This window comes from Arsenicicoccus cauae, from assembly GCF_043162025.1.
Taxonomy (GTDB): Bacteria; Actinomycetota; Actinomycetes; order Actinomycetales; family Dermatophilaceae; genus Arsenicicoccus; species Arsenicicoccus cauae.
The window spans coordinates 955,995-974,600 of sequence record NZ_CP171001.1 but is presented as its reverse complement, the minus strand read 5'-3'; the positions used below and the strand labels follow the sequence as shown (position 1 = coordinate 974,600).

19 protein-coding genes and 1 pseudogene are annotated in these 18,606 nt (G+C 73.5%); 7 read left to right on the top strand and 13 right to left on the bottom strand.

The window, feature by feature from the left end:
- Position 1 precedes the first annotated feature (1 nt).
- Positions 2-697, top strand: coding sequence for a phosphatase PAP2 family protein (locus ACF3NS_RS04560; protein WP_392468069.1), 696 nt, complete (start codon positions 2-4; stop codon positions 695-697).
- Positions 694-1,170 (top strand): SRPBCC family protein, encoded by a 477-nt coding sequence (locus ACF3NS_RS04555; RefSeq protein WP_154592463.1) that lies wholly within the window; start codon positions 694-696, stop codon positions 1,168-1,170. The genes ACF3NS_RS04560 and ACF3NS_RS04555 overlap by 4 nt, the downstream gene beginning before the upstream one ends.
- On the opposite strand, the gene ACF3NS_RS04550 is transcribed toward ACF3NS_RS04555, so the two are convergent.
- The 6 genes and pseudogenes from ACF3NS_RS04550 to ACF3NS_RS04525 all read right to left on the bottom strand — a co-directional run bounded on the left by ACF3NS_RS04550 (position 1,139) and on the right by ACF3NS_RS04525 (position 7,407).
- Positions 1,139-1,828, bottom strand: a complete 690-nt coding sequence (locus ACF3NS_RS04550; protein WP_288799064.1) for a peptidase E — start codon at positions 1,826-1,828, stop codon at positions 1,139-1,141. The genes ACF3NS_RS04555 and ACF3NS_RS04550 overlap by 32 nt on opposite strands.
- Positions 1,829-1,909: 81 nt before the next feature.
- Complete coding sequence (gene pheA / locus ACF3NS_RS04545; protein WP_392468067.1) at positions 1,910-2,842, bottom strand: prephenate dehydratase; 933 nt, start codon at positions 2,840-2,842, stop codon at positions 1,910-1,912.
- A gap of 67 nt (positions 2,843-2,909) precedes the next feature.
- Positions 2,910-4,166 (bottom strand): ABC transporter permease, encoded by a 1,257-nt coding sequence (locus tag ACF3NS_RS04540; protein WP_392468065.1) that lies wholly within the window; start codon positions 4,164-4,166, stop codon positions 2,910-2,912.
- A complete protein-coding gene (locus ACF3NS_RS04535; RefSeq protein ID WP_392468063.1) occupies positions 4,163-5,044 on the bottom strand; it encodes an ABC transporter ATP-binding protein in 882 nt (293 codons plus the stop codon). Before ACF3NS_RS04535 ends, ACF3NS_RS04540 begins: the two co-directional genes overlap by 4 nt.
- Positions 5,045-5,170: 126 nt before the next feature.
- Positions 5,171-5,781: pseudogene (locus ACF3NS_RS04530) on the bottom strand (response regulator).
- A 243-nt stretch (positions 5,782-6,024) separates the two neighbouring features.
- The gene (locus ACF3NS_RS04525) at positions 6,025-7,407 is read right to left on the bottom strand and encodes a sensor histidine kinase (RefSeq protein WP_392468060.1); all 1,383 of its coding nucleotides are present in this window, start codon (positions 7,405-7,407) and stop codon (positions 6,025-6,027) included.
- A gap of 64 nt (positions 7,408-7,471) precedes the next feature.
- Between ACF3NS_RS04525 and ACF3NS_RS04520 the strand changes: the two genes are divergently transcribed.
- Complete coding sequence (locus ACF3NS_RS04520) at positions 7,472-9,619, top strand: hypothetical protein (RefSeq protein WP_392468058.1); 2,148 nt, start codon at positions 7,472-7,474, stop codon at positions 9,617-9,619.
- Positions 9,620-9,752: 133 nt separating this feature from the next.
- Here ACF3NS_RS04520 and ACF3NS_RS04515 read toward each other — a convergent pair whose 3' ends face one another.
- The 3 genes from ACF3NS_RS04515 to ACF3NS_RS04505 are packed head-to-tail and all read right to left on the bottom strand — an operon-like array spanning position 9,753 to position 11,858.
- Complete coding sequence (locus ACF3NS_RS04515) at positions 9,753-10,505, bottom strand: glycosyltransferase (protein WP_392468055.1); 753 nt, start codon at positions 10,503-10,505, stop codon at positions 9,753-9,755.
- Between the two features lie 12 nt (positions 10,506-10,517).
- Positions 10,518-11,381, bottom strand: coding sequence for a DUF5926 family protein (locus ACF3NS_RS04510; RefSeq protein WP_154592471.1), 864 nt, complete (start codon positions 11,379-11,381; stop codon positions 10,518-10,520).
- 39 nt (positions 11,382-11,420) lie between these two features.
- A complete protein-coding gene (locus tag ACF3NS_RS04505; RefSeq protein WP_154592472.1) occupies positions 11,421-11,858 on the bottom strand; it encodes an ATP-binding protein in 438 nt (145 codons plus the stop codon).
- Positions 11,859-12,067: 209 nt separating this feature from the next.
- Here ACF3NS_RS04505 and ACF3NS_RS04500 point away from each other — a divergent pair, with 209 nt between their 5' ends.
- On the top strand, positions 12,068-12,625 hold the full coding sequence (locus tag ACF3NS_RS04500) for a DUF2382 domain-containing protein (protein ID WP_392468051.1): 558 nt from the start codon (positions 12,068-12,070) through the stop codon (positions 12,623-12,625).
- A gap of 79 nt (positions 12,626-12,704) precedes the next feature.
- On the opposite strand, the gene ACF3NS_RS04495 is transcribed toward ACF3NS_RS04500, so the two are convergent.
- On the bottom strand, positions 12,705-13,271 hold the full coding sequence (locus ACF3NS_RS04495; RefSeq protein WP_288799653.1) for a DUF402 domain-containing protein: 567 nt from the start codon (positions 13,269-13,271) through the stop codon (positions 12,705-12,707).
- A gap of 40 nt (positions 13,272-13,311) precedes the next feature.
- Here ACF3NS_RS04495 and ACF3NS_RS04490 point away from each other — a divergent pair, with 40 nt between their 5' ends.
- Complete coding sequence (locus ACF3NS_RS04490; RefSeq protein WP_392468047.1) at positions 13,312-14,361, top strand: quinone-dependent dihydroorotate dehydrogenase; 1,050 nt, start codon at positions 13,312-13,314, stop codon at positions 14,359-14,361.
- Positions 14,362-14,445: 84 nt separating this feature from the next.
- Here ACF3NS_RS04490 and ACF3NS_RS04485 read toward each other — a convergent pair whose 3' ends face one another.
- The 3 genes from ACF3NS_RS04485 to ACF3NS_RS04475 are packed head-to-tail and all read right to left on the bottom strand — an operon-like array spanning position 14,446 to position 15,631.
- Complete coding sequence (locus ACF3NS_RS04485) at positions 14,446-14,619, bottom strand: CsbD family protein (protein ID WP_154592475.1); 174 nt, start codon at positions 14,617-14,619, stop codon at positions 14,446-14,448.
- 54 nt (positions 14,620-14,673) lie between these two features.
- Positions 14,674-15,510 (bottom strand): pentapeptide repeat-containing protein, encoded by an 837-nt coding sequence (locus ACF3NS_RS04480; protein ID WP_392468044.1) that lies wholly within the window; start codon positions 15,508-15,510, stop codon positions 14,674-14,676.
- A complete protein-coding gene (locus ACF3NS_RS04475) occupies positions 15,503-15,631 on the bottom strand; it encodes a hypothetical protein (protein ID WP_288800098.1) in 129 nt (42 codons plus the stop codon). The genes ACF3NS_RS04480 and ACF3NS_RS04475 overlap by 8 nt, the downstream gene beginning before the upstream one ends.
- A 181-nt stretch (positions 15,632-15,812) precedes the next feature.
- On the opposite strand from ACF3NS_RS04475, the gene ACF3NS_RS04470 reads away from it, so the two are divergent.
- Entirely contained in the window at positions 15,813-17,372 is a 1,560-nt protein-coding gene (locus ACF3NS_RS04470; protein WP_392468041.1) for a GGDEF domain-containing protein, read from the top strand.
- Between the two features lie 414 nt (positions 17,373-17,786).
- A complete protein-coding gene (locus tag ACF3NS_RS04465) occupies positions 17,787-18,323 on the top strand; it encodes a TetR/AcrR family transcriptional regulator (RefSeq protein ID WP_154592478.1) in 537 nt (178 codons plus the stop codon).
- The last annotated feature ends 283 nt before the right edge of the window (positions 18,324-18,606 follow it).

Genomic DNA, 18,606 nt, shown 5'->3' with positions numbered 1-18,606 from the left:
CATGCCCTTCCTGCTGCGCTACGACCTCGACCGCTCCCGCCCCCGGGTCGGTGCGGCGTTCAAGGACCTCCTCGTCCGGGCCATCACGCCAGGGATCGTGCTGTTCCTCGCCATCTACGGCTTCGGCCTGGCCCTGATGGGCCCGCTCAAGAGCTGGGGCACCGCCGAGGAGCCGATCAGCAAGAACCTCGAGGCGAGCCGCACCAGCGTCTGGGACTCCATCACGATGGTCTGGTCGCACATCGGCAACACGGAGTACGTCATCGGCTTCTGCCTGCTCATGATCGCCCTGGTCTGGTGGCGCACCAAGGAGTGGTGGTATGCCGTGATCCCCGGCATCGCCATCGCCCTGCAGGCGAGCATCTTCGTCGCGGCGACCGAGCTCACCGGGCGCCCCCGCCCCCAGGTCAGCAAGCTCGACCCCGCGCCCCCCACCTCGTCCTACCCCAGCGGGCACGTGGGTGCCGCCACCGCGCTCTACCTCTCCCTCGCCCTCATGGCGCACCGCATCGACGACGTGGTCCTGCGCCGGCTCGTGCAGACCGTCTGCGTGATCATCCCGCTCCTCGTGGCCTACGCCAGGGCCTACCGTGGGATGCACCACGTCATCGACATCGCGGTGGGCCTGCTCAACGGCGTCCTCTGCGCGCTGATGGCCTGGCTCTGGTTGCGTCGCAAGGAGGCTCGCTCGTCATGATGGCCCCGCACCACTACCACTTCGACCACGTGTGGCAGGTGCCGCTGCCGCTCGGCGAGGCCTACGACGTCCTCGCGGACGTCGACGGGTACGAGCAGTGGTGGCCCCAGATCCGCGCCACCGAGCCGCTCACGGACGACGCCCGACGCCTGTCCGTACGGTCGCTGATCCCCGTGACCCTCAAGGTCGTGGCGACCAAGCAGATCCTTGACCGCGAGGCCGGGCTGCTGCGCGTCGGCCTCGCCCAGGACCTCGTCGGCTACGCCCAGTGGGACCTGTCCTGGCAGGGAGACACCACCACGGCCGCCCGCTGGACCCAGGACGTCTACCTCACCAACCAGCACCTCGAGCGCATGCCGGTGACCAGCCACCGCCTGCTGCGCATCAACCACACCCACATGATGCGAGCCGGCGAGCGGGGGCTGCGCAAGTACCTCGCCCTCAGGGGAGGCGCGTCATCGGCTGCGCCGTGATGCCGCCCCGGTCCACCCGATAGACCTTGGCGCCGTCGCGCTCGGCCACGCACGCCTGGACCTTGCCGTCGAGGACGTGCAGCGCCGCGCCGTCGTCGGCCGCCCAGCCCACGGGCAGCTCCCCGTCGCGCACCCAGCCCAGGTAGTGCGGGGCCCGCTCCGGCTCGCTGTCGAAGTGCGGCGAGAAGGAACCACGCACGAAGCCCAGCCCCCCGCGCCACGGGTCGACGCCACCGAACGAGTCCGTCGTGCACGCCTCGCACCACACGTTGGCGCCGGCGCTGGTCCCCGCGAACACCACGTCGCGCTCCGCCCGCAGATCCCGCACCGCCTGGCTGACGCCGTGCGCCTCCCACAGCGCCACGAGGTTGACCGTGGACCCGCCCCCGACATACAGCAGGTCGATGTCCCCGAAGCGCTCGAGGGCGTGCCGGGCGTCCTCCCACAGCGTGAGGACCATGGTCTGCACGCCGAGGGCACCGAACGCCGTGAGGAAGCGGTGGACGTACTCCGGGTCGTCCGCCGACGCCGTGGGCGCGAAGCAGACGAGCGGGTTGTCCTTGCCCGTCAGCTCGAGGGCGTAGCGGTCGAGGGCCGTGGCCGCGTTGTCGGGCGACATCGAGAAGCCGCCGCCCCCCATGCAGAGGATGTGGGTCATGGCTCGACCATAGCCAGCGGCCCCGACCGTCGCGCGGCAGGGGTTGCTCCGGCGCGGGTGAGACCGCCCACACCCCGGCGCTCAGGGGGTGCGCAGGGAGCGCAGCCAGGACCGGGCCTGCTGGAAGTCCGTGTCCTGCGTGCCCGCCGCCACCGTCGCCGCGAGTCGGTCTGCCCGCGGGTAGCTGCCGAGGAAGCGCACGTCCGCGCACACCCGCCGCAGCCCCATGAGCGCCTCGCCCACCCGCTCGTCGTCCACGTGCCCCTCGATGTCGATGCTGAAGCAGTAGCGCCCCATCCCCTCCCCGGTAGGACGGGACTCGAGCCGGGTGAGGTTGATGCCGCGCACCGCGAACTGCTCGAGCAGCCCGAGCAGCCCGCCCGGGTAGTCCTCGTGCTGGTAGAGCACCATCGTCGACTTGTCCGCCCCCGTCGGTGCCGGCCCGCCGCCCGGGCGCGACACCAGCACGAAGCGCGTGACGGCGGCCCGGTTGTCGCCGATGTCGCTCGCCAGCAGCTCCAGCCCGTGCACGGTCGCGGCGACGGGCGCGCACACGGCTGCGTCATACGGGCTCTGCTCCTCGACGGCCCTCCCGAGGCCGGCCGCGGCCGCCGCCGTCGACAGGGTCGGCACGTATGCCGCCTCGGGGAGCCGCGTCGACATCCAGCCGCGGACCTGGGCCCAGGCATGGGAGTGGGTGCCGACCGCGCGGACGTCCGCGAGCGTGACCCCCGCCGGCGCCGCGAGGACGAAGGTGATGGGGACCAGCATCTCGCCGACCACCACGAGCGGGTCGCCGGTGGCGAGGGCGTCGAGGGTGGCGCTGACCCCGCCCTCGACGGAGTTCTCGATGGGGACGACCGCGGCATCGACCTCGCCCGCGCGCAGGGCCGCGAGCGCGGAGTCGACCGACCCGTGCGGCACGCGTTCGGCGTCGGGGGCGGACGCCTCGGGCCGCTGCAGCAGGGCCTGCTCGGTGAACGTCCCGGCGGGACCGAGATAGGCGTAGCGCATGTGGACTCCTCGACGCGGACGGACGCCCGCCGCCGCGGGGGCGGGGGCAGGCGTCCACGATCATGGCTCAGTCGGACGCGGTCAGCGCCTGCCTGAACGTCATGCGAGACGAGGTCTGCATGAGCGAGCGGCGGTACATCCGCTCGCCGAGGACCATCGCGACGGCGGCGAAGGCCAGGGTGAGCGCGAGGGCGATGACGCCCTCCCACCACTGCGCCGAGCCGTCCATGAGGCGCATGGGCATGAGCATCGAGGAGAGCACCGGCACGTAGGACAGCGCCACCCGCCACACCCCCGCCGCCATGAAGGAGGCGAAGAAGCCGATGATCAGCACCATCGTCAGCGGGGTCGTGGTCTGCTGGAGGTCCTCGTTGCGGGTGGCGAGCGAGCCGGCGACGGCCCAGATGCAGGCCAGGGCAAGGAAGCCCGCGAGGAAGAACAGGAGGTACCACACCGCGCCACCGGCGATCCCCGCCAGCATGCTCTTGAGCGGGGTGAAGGACATGCCGATCAACCCGACGCCGACGTAGAGCACGATCTGCCCCATGGCCATCACGGTGTTGCCGAGCACCTTGCCGGCGAGCAGCTGACGGACCGGGATCGCCGAGGCGAGGATCTCGATGATCCGCGACTGCTTCTCCTCGATCACCGACTGGGCGATCTGCATGCCGAACATCAGGGCCGCGAAGTAGAACAGCATCGCGAAGACGAGACCGACGACCCGAGCGGTCACCATCGTCCCCTCGTCCGTGCCGGACAACGCCCGGGTCGTGACGGCCGTCTGCTCCTGCACCTGCTGGGGCGTCGTGCCGGCCTTGGCGGCGGTGGCCGCGAGGACCTGCGACTGCAGCACCTGTCGCGTCGTGGTCGTGAGGCTGCCGTCCGGCGTGTCCTTGCCCAGCAGCTGCCAGCCCTGCCCGGACCGCACGACGGCCACGTCGGCCTTGTCCTCGGTGACCAGCGACTCTGCGGCGGCCTGGTCGGCGACCTGGGTGACCTCGACGGCGTCGTCCTGGTCCGCGCCCTTCACGGCGGCGCCGACCGCGTCCGCGAGGGCCCTGCCCTCCGCCGAGACGACGGCGATCCTGGTCGTGGTGGACCGGCTCGCCATCCACCCCTGCAGGCCCATCACCCCCACGAGCAGGAACATCGTGACCAGGGTGCCGACCAGGAAGTTCTTGTCCCGCAGCTTGACCGCCATCTCCCGGGCGGCGACAAGCTGCCAGGCGTTGCGGGGCGCGCGGCCTCCGCCCGGGGCCGCGGCGCCCTGAGCTGCCGGCGTCGACGGGGAGGGATGCGTCCCGGGGGCCATCTGGGTGCTCATGCCGTCACCTCTCGGTAGATCTCGCTCAGGTTGGGGCGCACGCGGGCGAACTCGGTGACCGTGCCGCGCGCGAGGGCCTCGGTCAGCAGGTGGCGGTCGGCTCCCGGCTCCAGCAGCTCGACCAGTGCCGCGGCCCCGTCCACGTCGACGACGTGCAGCCCTGGCTGGGACCGCACCCATCCGGCGTCGCCGCCCAGGACGATGCGATGACGCTGCGGCCCCCTCGACCGCAGCTCGTCGGCGGTGCCCTGGGCGACGACGCGGCCCTTGCTCAGCACGACCAGGCCGTCGCACAGACGGTCCACGAGGTCGAGCTGGTGGCTGGAGAAGAGCACGGGCACGCCGGTGCGGGTGTGCTCTCGCAGGAGGTCGACCATCGTGTCGACGCTGGCCGGGTCGAGCCCGGAGAACGGCTCGTCCAGGATCATCACGCGGGGCCGGCTCATCACGGCCGCGGCGATCTGCACGCGCTGCTGGTTGCCGAGCGACAGCGACTCGAGCTTGTCCTTGGCGCGGTCACCCAGGCCGAACCGCTCGAGGTGCTCGTCCGTCGCCCGCTGGGCGTCCGGGCGAGACATCCCGTGCAGCCGACCGAGGTAGACGAGCTGGTCGGCGATCCCCTGCTTGGGGTAGAGGCCGCGCTCCTCGGGCATGTAGCCGAACGTGCGGCGGTCCGCGGTGGTCACCTCGTGACCGTCCCAGCGCACCTCGCCCTCGTGGATCTGCAGCAGGCCCATGATCATCCGCATGGTCGTCGTCTTGCCGGCGCCGTTGCCACCCACGAAGCCGATCAGCTGCCCCCGCGGCACCGCGAAGGACACGTGGTCCACGGCGGTGTGGTCGCCGAACCGTCGTGTCAGGCCCTGGACCTCGATCACGTCTCACCCCTCCTCGTGCGAGTGGCCCCGGAAGTGGTTCTTCCGGCATAAGGCCTGCTCGCACCCCCCAACCTAGGAGGCCGTGAGGGTGGGCACCTCCCCCGCGAGGATGATCTCGACGCGGGGCTACTCCCCCGGCTGGATGAGCCCGGACTCGTAGGCGAGCACGACGGCCTGCACCCGGTCCCGCAGGTGCAGCTTGGCCAGGCAGCTGGACACGTGCGTCTTGACGGTCGCCTCGCCGACGAAGAGCTCGCGGGCGATCTCGGCGTTGGACAGCCCCCGGCCCACGAGGACGAGCACCTCGCGCTCGCGCTCGGTCAAGGTGGCGAGGGCGGCGATATGCCGGCCGCCGGCCCGGTCGGTGCAGGGCCCTCGGTTGCCGCCATCTGGGCGATGACCCGGCGGGTCACCTCGGGCGCGAGCAGGGCGTGGCCGAGACCGACCGCACGGACGGCGTCGACGAGCTGGTCGGGGTCGGCGTTCTTGAGCAGGAAGCCGCTGGCGCCCGCCCGCAGCCCGTCGAACAGGTAGTCGTCGTTGTCGAAGGTCGTGAGGATCAGGACCTTGGCGAGGTCCTCGGCCGCGATCGCCCGTGTCGCCTCGATCCCGTCCATGACCGGCATCTGCACGTCCATCAGGACCACGTCGGGGCGCAGGCTGCGGGCCTGGTCGACGGCGACCGCGCCGTTGGCAGCCTCGCCGACGACCTCGAGGTCGTCCTCGACCGACAGCATCAGCCGGAAACCGTTGCGCACCAACGCCTGGTCGTCCGCGAGCAGCACCCTGAGCGTGGTCACGCCCGGTCCTTCGGTGCGCGGCTGGGCGCTGGTGCTGCTGTCGGTGCTGGCGCCGGCTCTGGTGCTGCTGCCGGCGGTCGAGCTCCCCTGGTCGTCCCCCATGGCCGCCACCCTAGCGACCGCCAGGGGTGCGGGCGGGACGAGGCCCGGGCCGCGGCGGGGCCACGATGGTCGGCACCGTCATGAGCCCGCGGCCAGGGGGAACCTGACCCGCACGCGGTAGCCACCGGTCACCCGGGGTCCGATCTCGGAGGTGCCGCCGTGCGAGGCGATGCGTTCGCGCATGCCGAGCAGCCCCAGCCCGGACCCGGACGTGCCCGAGCGGGGTCGCCCCTCGTCGAGCACCTCCGCCTCGACGAACCTGCGCCCCGCCTCGCGGTCGATCCGCACGACCACGGCCGCGGTGTGCGCGGTGGAGTGGCGCCGGACGTTGGCCAGCGCCTCCTGGACCGTCCGGTAGATCGACAGCCCCACGGGCATCGGCACCTCCGTGAGCGCACCAGGCCGGTCCTCGACCACCTGGTAGGTGACGGTGAACCCCGGGCTCGACGCGGCGTGGACGAGCTCGGCGACCTGGTCGACACCGGGCTGGGGGGCGCGATCCGGGCCGGTGCCCTCGGCCCGCGCGTCGTCGCCGGGGGTGCCCGCGGTGCGGTCGGTGCGGCGCAACGTGCCCAGCAGCCCGCGCATCTCGCCGACGGCCTGGCGCGAGGACTCCTCGACCTGGCCCAGGGCTGCGGCCGCGGCCTCGGGGTTGCGGTCCAGGACGCGCCGCGCGGCCGCGGCCTGCACGCCCATGACGGACACGTGGTGGGCGACGACGTCGTGCAGCTCCCGGGCGATCCGCAGCCGCTCCTCCACCACCTTGCGGTCGGCGAGCTCGTCGGCCTGCTGCTCGAGCTGGACGGACTGGCGCTCGAGCTGGTCGCGCGAGCGCGCCTGCCGCCACGCGGCCTGGCCGCCGACGATGCCGCCGCCGAAGTAGACGAGGTTGGTGAGCACGTCGAACGCCACGGCCGCCGGGACGAGCGGGAACAGGCCGTGCGCGGGCCGGGCGTCCTCGCGACGGTCGAGGATCTCCTGCACGGCCGTGCCCAGGGCGTACTGCCACGCGATCCAGCCGAACATCAGCACGAGGACCGCCGCCACCAGGCCCACCATCGCGCGTCGCGAGCGCGCCCAGGCCACCCCGGTGAACAACGCGAAGACGTAGACGCACTGCATCGTGAACCCCCGCATGACCTCGCTCACCGTGATGCCGACGAGGAACATGTGCAGCTGCAGGAGCCCCATGACGAGCAGCGGGTGGCTGCGCCGCCAGACGAGCGGCAGCGTGCCGAGCGCGATGAGCAGGTGCTGGACCCAGACCGGGTGGTCGACGTAGCGGGGATCCGCGATGCTGCGCACGAGCTCCATGCCGAGCGCTCCCCAGACCCACAGCGCCAGGGCGATCCACAGGTCGTTGCGCCGCTGCGCGGCCGTCGGCCTGGGGCGCTCCCACGGGTCGTCGACGGCGAAGAACGCCCGGAGGCGCTCGCCCGCAACGGCCAGGGAGGTGGTCATGCGCGAGATCCTAGGGGCGCCTGAGAGGAGAGGGGATGTCAGGGGTGCGTCCTAGGCTGACGCCGTGACCCTCCCCTCCCGCCTGCTCGCCCTGCTGGGCCGTATGACGACCCTGTGCGTCGTGCTGCTCGGCGTGGTCGCCGGGACCGGGGCCGCCGCAGGCGCTCCGCAGGCGTCTGCCCGCGCCGCCGCGGCCACCGAGCGGCCGGCCCCCGGACCAGTGGTCGTGGTGGGCATGCCGGGTCTGGACGCCGAGGACCTCGACCCCGCCCGCACCCCTCACCTGTGGTCGATGCTGGAGCATGGCGCGTCGGCCTCGTTGATCGTGCGGTCGGTGCACCTGACGACCTGCCCGGTCGACGGGTGGCTCACGCTCGGCGCCGGCGGGCGCGCGGCCCAGCCCGACCAGGGTGACGACCCCCGTCCGCCCTGCTCGGCGATCCCGGCGGTGGGCGAGGGGGGCATGCTGACCGGGTGGCAGCGCTATGCCGACGCGGCGGCCCGCACCCGCCAGGCCAGTCGGCTCGGCAGCCTCACGACGACGCTGCGGCAGCGCGGGGACTGCGTCTCGGCGATCGGGCCCGCAGCGGCGGTCGGCGCCGCCGACGGCGACGGTCGGGTGGGCCGGGCGACGGCATACGCGCCGGCGACCCTGCCGTCCGACCTGGCCCGCTGCCCGGTCACGCTCGTCGACCCGGGCGGGCTGACCACCCGCGACCGGGATGCCCGGTCGGCCCAGCTGGCGGGCCTGGACGCGCGGCTCGGAGAGGTGCTCGCCGCCGCACCCGAGCGCGTCACCGTCATCGTCGCGGGCCTGGCCGACGACGGGCCCGCCGAGCGCGTGCGCGTCGTCCTCGAGCGCGGCCCGGACATCGTGCCCGGCACGCTGCGGTCCTCAGCCACCCGTCAGGACGGCGTGGTCCTGCTGACGGACCTGGCCCCCGAGACCGTCGCGCTGCGCGGCGGCACCCCGCCCGTCGCCTGGACCGGCGAGGCGTGGACCGTCCTGCCCGACGAGGGGGCGGCGGAGGATCGCCGCGACGCGATGGTCGACACCGCGCAGGCAGCCCACCGGGTGCAGCCGCTCGCCGACCCCTTCTTCAAGACCTGGGCGATCGGGCAGCTCGTGCTCTACCTCGGGGCGTTGCTCCTCGCGCGACGCCGGTCCGCCGACGACACGACGCGCTCGAGGCTGGCCCGCGGCGTGCGGGCAGTCGCCGTGGTCGCGGCCTGCGTGCCCGCCGCGACCTACCTCGCGGCGCTGGTGCCGTGGTGGCGGGTCGGGCCCCCGCTGCTGACGCTCAGCGCCGTCGTGGCCGCCATCGCGCTGGTCCTCGGATCCGTCGCGCTCATCGGCCCCTGGCGCCGTCATCCCCTCGGGTCGCCCGCAGCCGTCGCCGCTCTCACGGTGACGGTCATCGCGGGTGACGCCGTCACCGGCTCGCACCTCACCCTGTCGACCCTCATGGGCGAGCAGCCGACGATCGGCGGGCGGTTCTACGGCCTCGGCAACGTCGCGTTCGCCCTGCTCGCGACCGCGACCCTGCTGCTGTGCGTGGCCGTGGCCGACCTGGGCGCGCGACGGGGGCATCCGCGAGCGGGCGCCCTCGCCGCGCTGGCGATCGGGCTCGTCGCGGTGGTGGTGGACGGGTCGCCCTCCTGGGGGGCCGACCTCGGCGGGCCGGCAGCACTGCTGCCCGCCGTCGCCGGCCTGGTCGTCGTCGCCCTCGGGCTGCGCCTCGGCTGGGGGCGCGTCCTGCTCGTCGGCGTCGTGACGGTCCTGGTCCTCGTGGGGCTGGCGGTGGCGGACTACCTGCGCCCCGCGTCGTCCCGCACGCACCTCGGGCGGTTCGTCCAGACGGTGCTGGACGGCGGGGCGGTGGACGTCGTCTCCCGCAAGGCCCAGCAGAACCTCGACCTGCTCACCGGGTCACCGCTGGCGACGCTCATCCCCGTCGGCCTGGCCCTGGTGGTCATCGCTCTGCTGAGACCACGCTCGGCGCTGGGGCGGCCTCTCCTGCCGGCCTACGAGCGGGTGCCGCTGCTGCGCCCCGGTCTGATCTGCATCGTCGTGATGTGGCTGATCGGCTTCGTCATGAACGACTCCGGCACCGCCATCCCCGCCGTCGGCGCCACGGTGCTCGTGCCCCTGATCATCGCCATCGTCCTGGACGCTCGACGGACCGACCAGCAGCCGGCGCCGAGACCCTGACCGGACCAGCGCCGCCGATCGGCGCCTCGCGTCAGCGTCCGTGGTCGGATCGCGCTGCCTGATCGTCCTCGGTCGGCACGACGAGCGAGGCCGGGTGCTGGCGGCCGTCTGGCCACCGCGACGAGGTGAACGATCAGTCCGGCGCCCGTCGACCGGCCCGGCGGGCACGCAGACGTCGCACGGCGAGCGCCCGCCACACGTCGCGGTACTGCGCGGCGCGATGGAGCTGCCCGCGCCAGTCCGAGCCGGTGACGCGGTGGTGCAGCGCGCACGGCACCTCCACCACCCGCAGGCCCGCAGCGAGCACGTCGATCGTCATGGCGGTCTCGACGCCCCACCCCGCAGCGAACGGCTGCGCCGCGTCGTAGGCCTCACGGCTCAGGCAGCGCATCCCCGACAGCGGCTGCGTGGGCGTCCACCCCGTCAGCGACCGGATGCCCTCGCGCGCCAGGCGCACCACGAAGCCGCGGCCACCGCCGGCCGACCGCTGCGGCGGCAGGGTCGCGATCGCCAGGTCCGCCTCGCCGCCGGCCACCGGCGGCACGAGCACCCCCACCTCGACCGCGGAGTCCTCGAGGTCCGCGTCGACGAAGAGCAGCAACCGACGCGCGGCCCCGGCCCGGCCTTCGTGCTGGTCGCGCCGCTCGACGACGGCGGCCCCGGTCTGCATCGCGGCGGCCTTGCCGCGGTTGCGGAAATGCCGCGCGACCACGGCCCCCGCCTGACGGGCGACGGACTGCGTGTCGTCGCGGGAACCGTCGTCCACGACGACGACCAGGTCGACGCCGGGGAGGGAGGCCGCAGCCCTGATCGTGGCGCCGATCCGCTCGGCCTCGTCCTTGGCCGGTATGACGACCGCCACCGGCCGCCCGTGGTCACCGCTCACGGCGGACCCCCGTCAGCGCAGGGTGATCTGGCGGCTCAGCAGGCCCGAGCGAGCCCGCCGCTCGTCCGCCGACAGCGGCGTGCTGTCGGCCAGGGCCTCGGCATACCGCTCCTGCATCCGCTGGGTGGGCTCCGAGAAGGACGCGGGGTCCGCCCCGGGGTCGACCTCCCAGACGGGGATGAGGAGGCCACAGGCGCGGAACGCGCCCAGCAGCCGGTGGGTGTCGGTGAGGGCGCTCTCGCCGCGGGCGTGCAGCCGCGCGAGGGCGTCGGTGGCGGCGTCCTCGTCGTCGGGGAGCACCTGGCGGACGTAGGCGCGGTCACCGATCAGGCACCAGTAGGCCGAGCGGACGCCGTCGAGCTTGACGGTGGGGATGGCGCTGTCGTTGGCGCGCTGCAGGGACTCCCGTCCCTCCTCGTCCAGGTCGCCGTCGCCCACCCAGAAGTCGAAGCCCTCGTGCACCGTGATCTCGAGGGCTGCAGTCGGGTCGAGGAGGTCCTGCAGGCGCGGGGTGTCGGCGGTGGCGAGGGGCAGCGTCGCCACCGGGCTGCCCGGCTCGGTCTCGGCGGCGGCCAGCAGCACCTGGGCGAGGTCGCGACCGGCGTCGCCGCTGCTCGTGCCCGACTGCAGACCCACGAGCACCTCGCCGTCCGCCCTGCGCAGCCCGGGCCAGGCCAGGGGCAGCACGGTCACGAGGGTCGCGGTCGACACCTCCCCCACCGGCTCGCGCAGCGTCACCGCGGCCGTGGCCGCCGGCACGATCTCGCGCATCGCCACGAGGTCGGTCTCGCCCACCAGGCCCTCGAAGGGGCGGCGCGCGAACGGTGCCGGACGGGTCTTCTTGGTGTCGCCCTTGCGACGAGATGCCTTGCCCATGCAGGTCACCCTAGCGGGGCGCCAGGGTGCCGGCCGGTGTCAGCGGGTGCGGCGTCGGGACGGGCCGCCCAGCGCGGCCCAGACCGTGCGGGAGCCGTTGGGCTGGTCGAGGTAGCCCCACTCGTGGGCGTAGGCACGCACGATCCGCAGCCCGCGACCGCGGGTCTGCCAGGGGGTCTGCCGCACGGGGTGGGGCGTGGACGAGGACCCCCCGTCGGTGACGTCCACCTCGACCACCCCCTTGCGCAGGGTCCAGTGCACCCGCAGGACGTCGCCCGGCATCGGACCGGCGTGCTGCACGGCGTTGGCGACGAGCTCGGAGACGACCTGGACGGCCTCGTCGAGGGTCGTGTCGTCGACCCGTTCGTGCTCCAGACTGGCCCTCAGGCGGGAGCGCGCCTGCTCCGCGGAGGCGGCGTCCCAGGGGACGGTCACGGTCTGGTCGACCTCGTCCAGGTTGCGCACCCGCGGCGGCATGGGCCCCTCCGTCTTCTTCCTGCGTCTCGTCGGTTCGTCAGCGCACGTCGTCGTCGCACGTCGTCGTCGCACGGATACCCCGCGAGGCGTGCGGGGAACCCTCGTGCCCCAGGCTCCGCGCGGCCGGACCGGCCAGCGCGGGCGCATAGGGGCCGGTGGCGAGGGGTAGGTGAGCGGGACATCCGTCGCCGCGAGCCAAGGGAGCCACCATGAGCGACCAGCAGGACATGCGCACCGAACGATCCCACGAGGGCCTCGGCCGTGAGCGCGACCGGCACGACGTCCCGGTCTCGGTCACCCGCAGCGAGGAGGAGCTGCTCGTGACGACCCGCCCGGTCGAGACCAGTCGGGTCCGCGTGTCCAAGCGTGTCGTCACGGAGGAGCGCACGATCACCGTGCGCCGCGAGGAGCTCGTCGTCGAGGAGCTCCCGGCCCGGGCCGAGCTGCCCGCTGACCACGACGGGGTGTCGAGCGGCCAGGATCGGCTCAACCCGGCCAAGGAGGCCGCGCTCGCTGCCGGCGAGGCGCACCGGCCCCAGGGCCACCGGGACGACGATGGCGAGCTGCAGCAGGACGCGGCCATCGAGATGGTCCTGCACGAGGAGCAGGTCGTGACGCGGGTGGTGCCGATCGAGCGCGTCCGGGTCTACGTCGACCGGGTGACCCGCGAGCAGGTCGTCGAGGAGGACCTCGCCAAGGAGGTCGTCACCATCGAGCGCGACGACGCCCCGGGCACCGACGACCGCGCGCGCCGCACCGACCGCTGACCGGCCCACCGGCCCACCGGCCCACCGGCCCACCGGCCCACCGCTGGCCCGGACGGCGGGCAGGCAGGCCGGCTGAGCGCTAGGGCGCTGACCGGCCCGGGATCGGCCGGTCGAGCCAGCCCTCCGCCACCGTCGCGAACGGCTCCGCCTGCGTCTCGACGAGCACGAGCACCCGTCGCGCCTCGGCCTCGGCCGACGTGACGAGCTCCGGCGGGTAGGCGAACTCGACCTGGTGGTCGGCGAACTCGTCCTCGTCGTCGACGTAGATCCGACCGTTACGGCGCTCCACCACGTCCAGGTCGAGGTCCACCATCGAGACGGTGGCCGTGCCGTCGACGCGTGACCACAGCGGCACGGTCGTGATGTCGACGTAGTGCCGCACCTTGTGCGGGTCGGCGTTGGTGGTGAGCACGTGTCCGGACTGGAGCGGCACGCAGACCACGCTGTGGTGCTCGTTGTCGAAGGACCGCCCGGGACGGGCGATCGGGGCGCCGACGGGCACCGCGACCCAGTGGCCGTGCTCGTCCCGGCCGAGGTAGGCACCGTCATACGTCCAGTGCTGGCTCCCGTCCCACTTGACGAAGCGGATCGCGACGGGCTCGCCCTCGACTAGGGTCAGGGGCCCTGAAGGCTGCTGGTCGGTCACCTGCCAGAGACTAGCCCCCGGCCTTTGCGACAATGGGCACGTGCCCCTCCTCTCCCGCCTGTACGACGATCTCCTGCGCCCGGCGCTGTACTCCGTGTCGGGAGGTGACGCAGAGCGGGTCCACGCGCGCACCCTGCGCCTCATGGCGCTCGCGGACCGTCGACCCGAGCTGCTGGCGCCGCTGCGCGCGGCGCTGGCAACCGACGCGCCCGTGGAGGTGGGCGGGGTGCGGTTCGCCAACCGCGTGGGCCTCGCCGCCGGCATGGACAAGGACGGGCAGGCGCTGTCGGTCTGGCCCGCTCTCGGCTTCGGCTTCGTCGAGGTCGGGACCGTGACGCGCCACGCCCAGCCCGGCAACGACCGCCCCCGGTTGTTCGCCCTGCCCGCGTCCGACGCCGTCATCAACCGCATGGGCTTCAACAACGCCGGAGCCGACGCCCTCGCGGACCGGCTCGACGCCCACCGCCCCGCGGGCACGCTCGGCATCAGCATCGGCAAGTCCAAGGTCACGCCGCTGGAGGAGGCGGTGGAGGACTACCGCTACTCCTTCGGTCGCCTGGCCCGGCACGCGGACTACGTCGCCATCAACGTGTCCTCGCCCAACACGCCCGGCCTGCGCGAGCTGCAGGACAAGGACGCGCTGCGCGAGATCCTGTCCGCGCTGCGCAGCGACAGCGCCGCCGGCCACGAGGCGGGACAGGCGGTGCCGATCTGGGTCAAGGTCGCGCCCGACCTCACCGACCCGGCCCTCGCCGAGCTTCTCGGGGTCTGCCTCGAGGTGGGGGTCGCGGGCATCATCGCCACCAACACCACGCTGTCCCGCTCCGGCCTGGACCAGACCGAGCTGACGTATGCCGCACAGGCGGGCGGCCTCTCGGGTGCTCCGCTCCGTGCCCGTGCGGTCGAGGTGGTGAGGTTCGTGCACGACGAGACGGCGGGCGCGCTGCCGGTCATCGGGGTGGGCGGGCTGCGCTCGGCCGAAGACGCGTCGGCGATGCGGGACGCCGGGGCATCGCTGGTGCAGGTCTACACGGCGTTCGCGCTGCACGGACCGTCGGTGGTCCGGGAGCTGGCGCGCGCACTCGCCTGAGCGGGCAGAGCACCGCCGCCGCACCCGCGAGCCGAACGAGCGGCAGGCGGAGGTGCGGCGGCGGCGTGAGTGCTGCTCGGCGCGTCAGCTCTTGAAGGCGTCCTTGACCTTCTCGCCGGCCTGCTTGAGGTTGGCGCCCATCTGGTCGCCCTTGCCCTCGGCCTGCAGCTCCTCGTCGCCGGTGACCTTGCCCGTGGCCTCCTTGGCCTTGCCGGACAGGTCCTGACCCTTGTTGTCCATCTTGTCGTCGAGACCCATGAGGTTTCCCTTTCGTTCGACTGGCCCGGTCCGTGACGACCGGTTCACACGAACCTACCCCTCGTGAAGATCGTTCACACCTGGCGGGCACGTCGTCCGCTCGTCGGTCCTCGCCGCCGCCAGCTGCGGCGGGGTGACGAACAGTGCCCCGGACACCCTGGCCCCACGCAGGTCCGCGTCCCGCAGGTCGGCACCCAGCAGGTCCGCCCCGGTCAGGTCGGCGTCGCGCAGGTCGGCCGCGATGAGCAGGGCCCCGCGCAGGTCCACGCCGTGCAGGTCCGCGCCGGCCAGCCGGGCACCGACCAGGTCGGCGCCCGGCCTGATCCGACGGTCGGTGCGAGCGCTCCCCCGACCGCGGGTATGCCGGGGGCTGCGCCCCGCCCCGCGCACGACGGCGCTGACGTCGCGCAGGGCCGGGGCCACGCGCGCCCGCACCGCGGTCACGTCGAGCGCGAGCAGGTCCTGCGCCGCGCCGCCGGCGAGGGCATCCACCTCTGCCGCGAGCTGCCTGCACCGACGCGTGAGATCGGGCGCGGCGTCATACGAGATCGCCTGGGCGAGCAGGTAGCTCATCTCATGGAGCTGGTGCACGACCGGGAGGGTGGCGAACATCCGGCCCGGCAGGCCCGGGTCGGGGTCGTCCCGCCACGTGCGTCCGGCGAAGGTCTGCTGCGTGACGCGCTGGCCGGCTCCGAAGCAGTCGTAGGCCACGCAGCCGCGCCAGCCCGTCTCGGCCAACCGGTCGTGGATGCCGCAACGGTCGTCGGCGAGCAGGTTGCCGCAGGGCACGCCGCCGGGCTTGTCGACGGGGAAGTCCGCCCCGCGGGTCAGGGGCAGCGCGACGCAGCACAGCCCGACGCAGCGGGCGCAGTCGGGGCGCAGCTCAGTCACGGGGAGGGGTGAGCAGGGTGAAGGTCTCGCCGCCGGTCTGGTCCGCCCCGGTCTGGCCGATGCCCCCGGCCGGCCGGTCGCCGCCGAGGCCGGTGAACAGGGAGTAGTCGCCGTCACCCATCCCGATCTCCTCGTAGGTGAACCTGAAGGTCCGCGGGGCCTCCGGCCGAGGCACGGTCCACGGTGGTCGTGCCGTCGGTCCCAGCCTAGCCAGCGGCACCGACAGGGCGTTCGCGTCAGCTCCCAGCACCAGGTGCGGACATCACCGGGACCTCGATGGAGGCTCAACCTATTCTGTCCGCATGTCAGCGAGCCCCGACGACGTCCGACGTCTCGAGCGCGTCTGGTCCTGGAGGTACGTCGATCCTGCGGCGTTCGCCGACGGCCTCGCGATCGTCCCCCACTCGCCGGAGAGGCTTGTCCTCGAGGCCTTCCTCGCCTGGCGGGAGCAGCGGCTCGACGAGGCGCTGACGATGGTGTCGCAGATCCTGGAGACCCCGCACCTCGCCTGGGGCTGGCGCTCCCGTGCCAGGGGCGTCCAGGGCGTCGTGCTGGTCGAGCTGGGCCTCGTCGAGGAGGGCGTGGCCGCCCACCGGGAGCAGTGCCGCCTCGCGGAGGAGGAGGACGACACCGTGGGCCTGGCCCGCGGGCTGACCAACCTGGGCAACGCGTTCGAGTTCGCGAGCCCCGACCAGTCCCGCCACTTCTACCTCGAGGCGATCGAGCTGGCGCGGACCTTCCGCGAGGAGCACACGCCGTCGGCGAGCACCGAGTCCATGGCCATGGAGGCGCTGGCCATCAGCAACCTGCACGACGTGCAGCTGCGCCACGGCATCCGCCTCGCGCCCGAGATCCCCGGCCTGGCGACGGCCGAGGAGCTCGCGCGCAAGGGCTGGCCCGAGCTGGGGCACCACATCCGCGCGGTGCGCGTGCGCACGCGGCTGGAGCTCGGCGACACGGAGGGCGCCCTCGAGCTGGCCCGGGACCTGCCGGATCCCGCCTCCATGCGCGACGTCACCAACGCCATCAGCGTGGTCCGCACCCGAGCCGTGATCAGCGGCGTGCAGGGTCACCCCGAAGAGGGGTGCGCCCTGATCGATGCCGTCCTCCACCGGGTGTCCCTCCCCTTCCAGATCGAGCTGCTGGATGACCTCGTGGGGCTGCGGGAGAGCGCCGGCGACCTGCGGGGGGCCCTGGAGGCGTCGCGGCGGCTTTCCGACGCGATCCTCACCTGTCACGCCTCGCAGGCCCGCACCGCTGTGCTCGCCCTCGAGGTGTGGCACCGGACCCGCGCTGCCGAGGAGCTCGCGCGACAGGCCAACAAGCGCGCCGACGGCCTGCGTGCGGCCATGGCCGACCTGCGCCGCAACCACGAGCAGGTCAGGGAGATGACGACCCGGGACGTGCTGACCGGGCTGCACAACCGGCTGCACCTGTGGGAAGTGGGCGAGCAGATGACGGCGACGCCGCCGGACGAGCCGGCCGCGCAGGTGGCCCTCGCCGACCTGGACGGCTTCAAGGCCGTCAACGACAGCAGGGGGCACGCGACCGGTGACGCGGTGCTGCGGCAGTTCGCGGCCGCGCTTCGGGCCGCCGCGAGGCCCGAGGACCTGTGCGCCCGCTACGGGGGCGACGAGTTCGTCGTCGTGCGCCCGGCCGGGGTCGGCGGCTCGCTCGCGGACGACCTGGAGAGCCTCACGCGGCTCGGTGCGGTGCGCGACGGGGACCCGGTGAGGGCCAGCATCGGCGTGACCACCGTCCAGGACAGCGACTTCCAGCATGGTCTCGACCGGGCGGACCAGCTGATGTATCTCGCCAAGCAGCGCGGCGGCGCGCAGGTGGCCCGCGAGCCGGGCACCTGAGCGGTGGTGGGCCCCGTCAGTCCGGGTGGGTCTCGCGCCAGCTCTGCATCGCGTCCTTGAGCGCGGCCCCGGTGGGGCCATGGCCTTGCCGCAGGTCCTCGCGGGGCGGGGGGTGGGCCTCGCCGCCCTGGCGGTGATGATCCTCGGCCTGGCCGGCTACCGCCGTAGGGACCTGTCGGCCAGGTGAACCACCGGAGGCAAGCCGCTGCCGCCACGGCCAGGACCACCTCGACCACCTCGGACCACCTCGGACCACCCCAGCGTTCACGCAACGGCCACCCCAGCGTGCACGCGACCGGGCTCCCCGTGGCGATCCGGCCGGGCGCCTCCCCCTCGCGCGCCCGACCGGGCGTCCGCCTGGGGAGCCCGTTCGTATGGCCAGGTTACAACACCTGTTGTGCCGATAATGGGCACATGCCGGATCGTCGCACCGCCGTGCTGGAGGCCGCCATCCAGCTCCTGGCCGAGGGGGGCGCCAAGGGGCTGTCACATCGCGCCATCGATCGAGCGCTGCGAATCCCTTTGGGCAGCACCGCCAACTACTTCCCCACCAGACAGTCGCTGGTCGAGGCGATCCTCCTCCAGATCGAGGCTCGAGACCTCCAGGCGTACCACCAGATGGATCCTGGAAGCGGTCTCCACGATGTGGACGATGTGGTGGCGACCCTGGTGTCCTTCGTCCGGGTGGCCGCGCTGGAGGGCGGCGGGGTGCACACCCGGGCCCGGCTCGCGCTCGCCTCCGGAGGTGGCCGGGACCTCTCCGAGCACCGCCGCCGCCAGGTCGCAGGACTGGCCGAGCTCGTGGCGTCGGTCGGCACTCCCGACCCCTACCGGGTCGCCCTGACCGTGTCGGCGCTCATGGACGGCACGGTGCTGCACCTCATGACGGGTCAGCTCGAGCTGGACGAGGAGGCCACCCGGCTCGCGCTGCGCACGCTGCTCGGCCACTGACCCCAACCCCGCGCAGCGACAGCGCCAAGCAACAACCCGCGCACCAGCACCCCCGCGCGAACCAGCAACCCCGGCTCGACGATCAAGATCACCTGCTCCTCTCCCGCCTGATGCTTCTCTACGGCCCCCCCATCCACACCGGCACGTGACCGGGGACGCGGCCACCGCCCACGTGGTCGACACCCTCAACCGGCGCGACCGGCGCCGCCACGTCCAGGCCGACCTCCCCGCCGAGACGGCCCTGGCTCGATCCCCGCCGGCCCAACGGCCCACCGGCCCATCG

Bases quoted from the DNA above. Each gene is read 5' to 3' on its own strand.
- ACF3NS_RS04505 (WP_154592472.1), bottom strand. From the start codon at position 11,858: ATGCCGCCGCGGGTGCGCAACCTGGACGAGGTCGACCAGACCGTGACC.
- ACF3NS_RS04500 (WP_392468051.1), top strand. From the start codon at position 12,068: ATGAGCGACCAGCAGGACATGCGCACCGAACGATCCCACGAGGGCCTC.
- ACF3NS_RS04465 (WP_154592478.1), top strand. From the start codon at position 17,787: ATGCCGGATCGTCGCACCGCCGTGCTGGAGGCCGCCATCCAGCTCCTG.
- pheA (WP_392468067.1), bottom strand. From the start codon at position 2,842: ATGCGCTACGCCTATCTCGGTCCCGCCGGGACGTTCACCGAGCAGGCC.
- ACF3NS_RS04470 (WP_392468041.1), top strand. From the start codon at position 15,813: ATGTCAGCGAGCCCCGACGACGTCCGACGTCTCGAGCGCGTCTGGTCC.
- ACF3NS_RS04475 (WP_288800098.1), bottom strand. From the start codon at position 15,631: ATGGGTGACGGCGACTACTCCCTGTTCACCGGCCTCGGCGGCGACCGG.
- ACF3NS_RS04525 (WP_392468060.1), bottom strand. From the start codon at position 7,407: ATGACCACCTCCCTGGCCGTTGCGGGCGAGCGCCTCCGGGCGTTCTTC.
- ACF3NS_RS04510 (WP_154592471.1), bottom strand. From the start codon at position 11,381: ATGGGCAAGGCATCTCGTCGCAAGGGCGACACCAAGAAGACCCGTCCG.
- ACF3NS_RS04485 (WP_154592475.1), bottom strand. From the start codon at position 14,619: ATGGGTCTCGACGACAAGATGGACAACAAGGGTCAGGACCTGTCCGGC.
- ACF3NS_RS04540 (WP_392468065.1), bottom strand. From the start codon at position 4,166: ATGAGCACCCAGATGGCCCCCGGGACGCATCCCTCCCCGTCGACGCCG.
- ACF3NS_RS04555 (WP_154592463.1), top strand. From the start codon at position 694: ATGATGGCCCCGCACCACTACCACTTCGACCACGTGTGGCAGGTGCCG.
- ACF3NS_RS04550 (WP_288799064.1), bottom strand. From the start codon at position 1,828: ATGACCCACATCCTCTGCATGGGGGGCGGCGGCTTCTCGATGTCGCCC.
- ACF3NS_RS04560 (WP_392468069.1), top strand. From the start codon at position 2: ATGCCCTTCCTGCTGCGCTACGACCTCGACCGCTCCCGCCCCCGGGTC.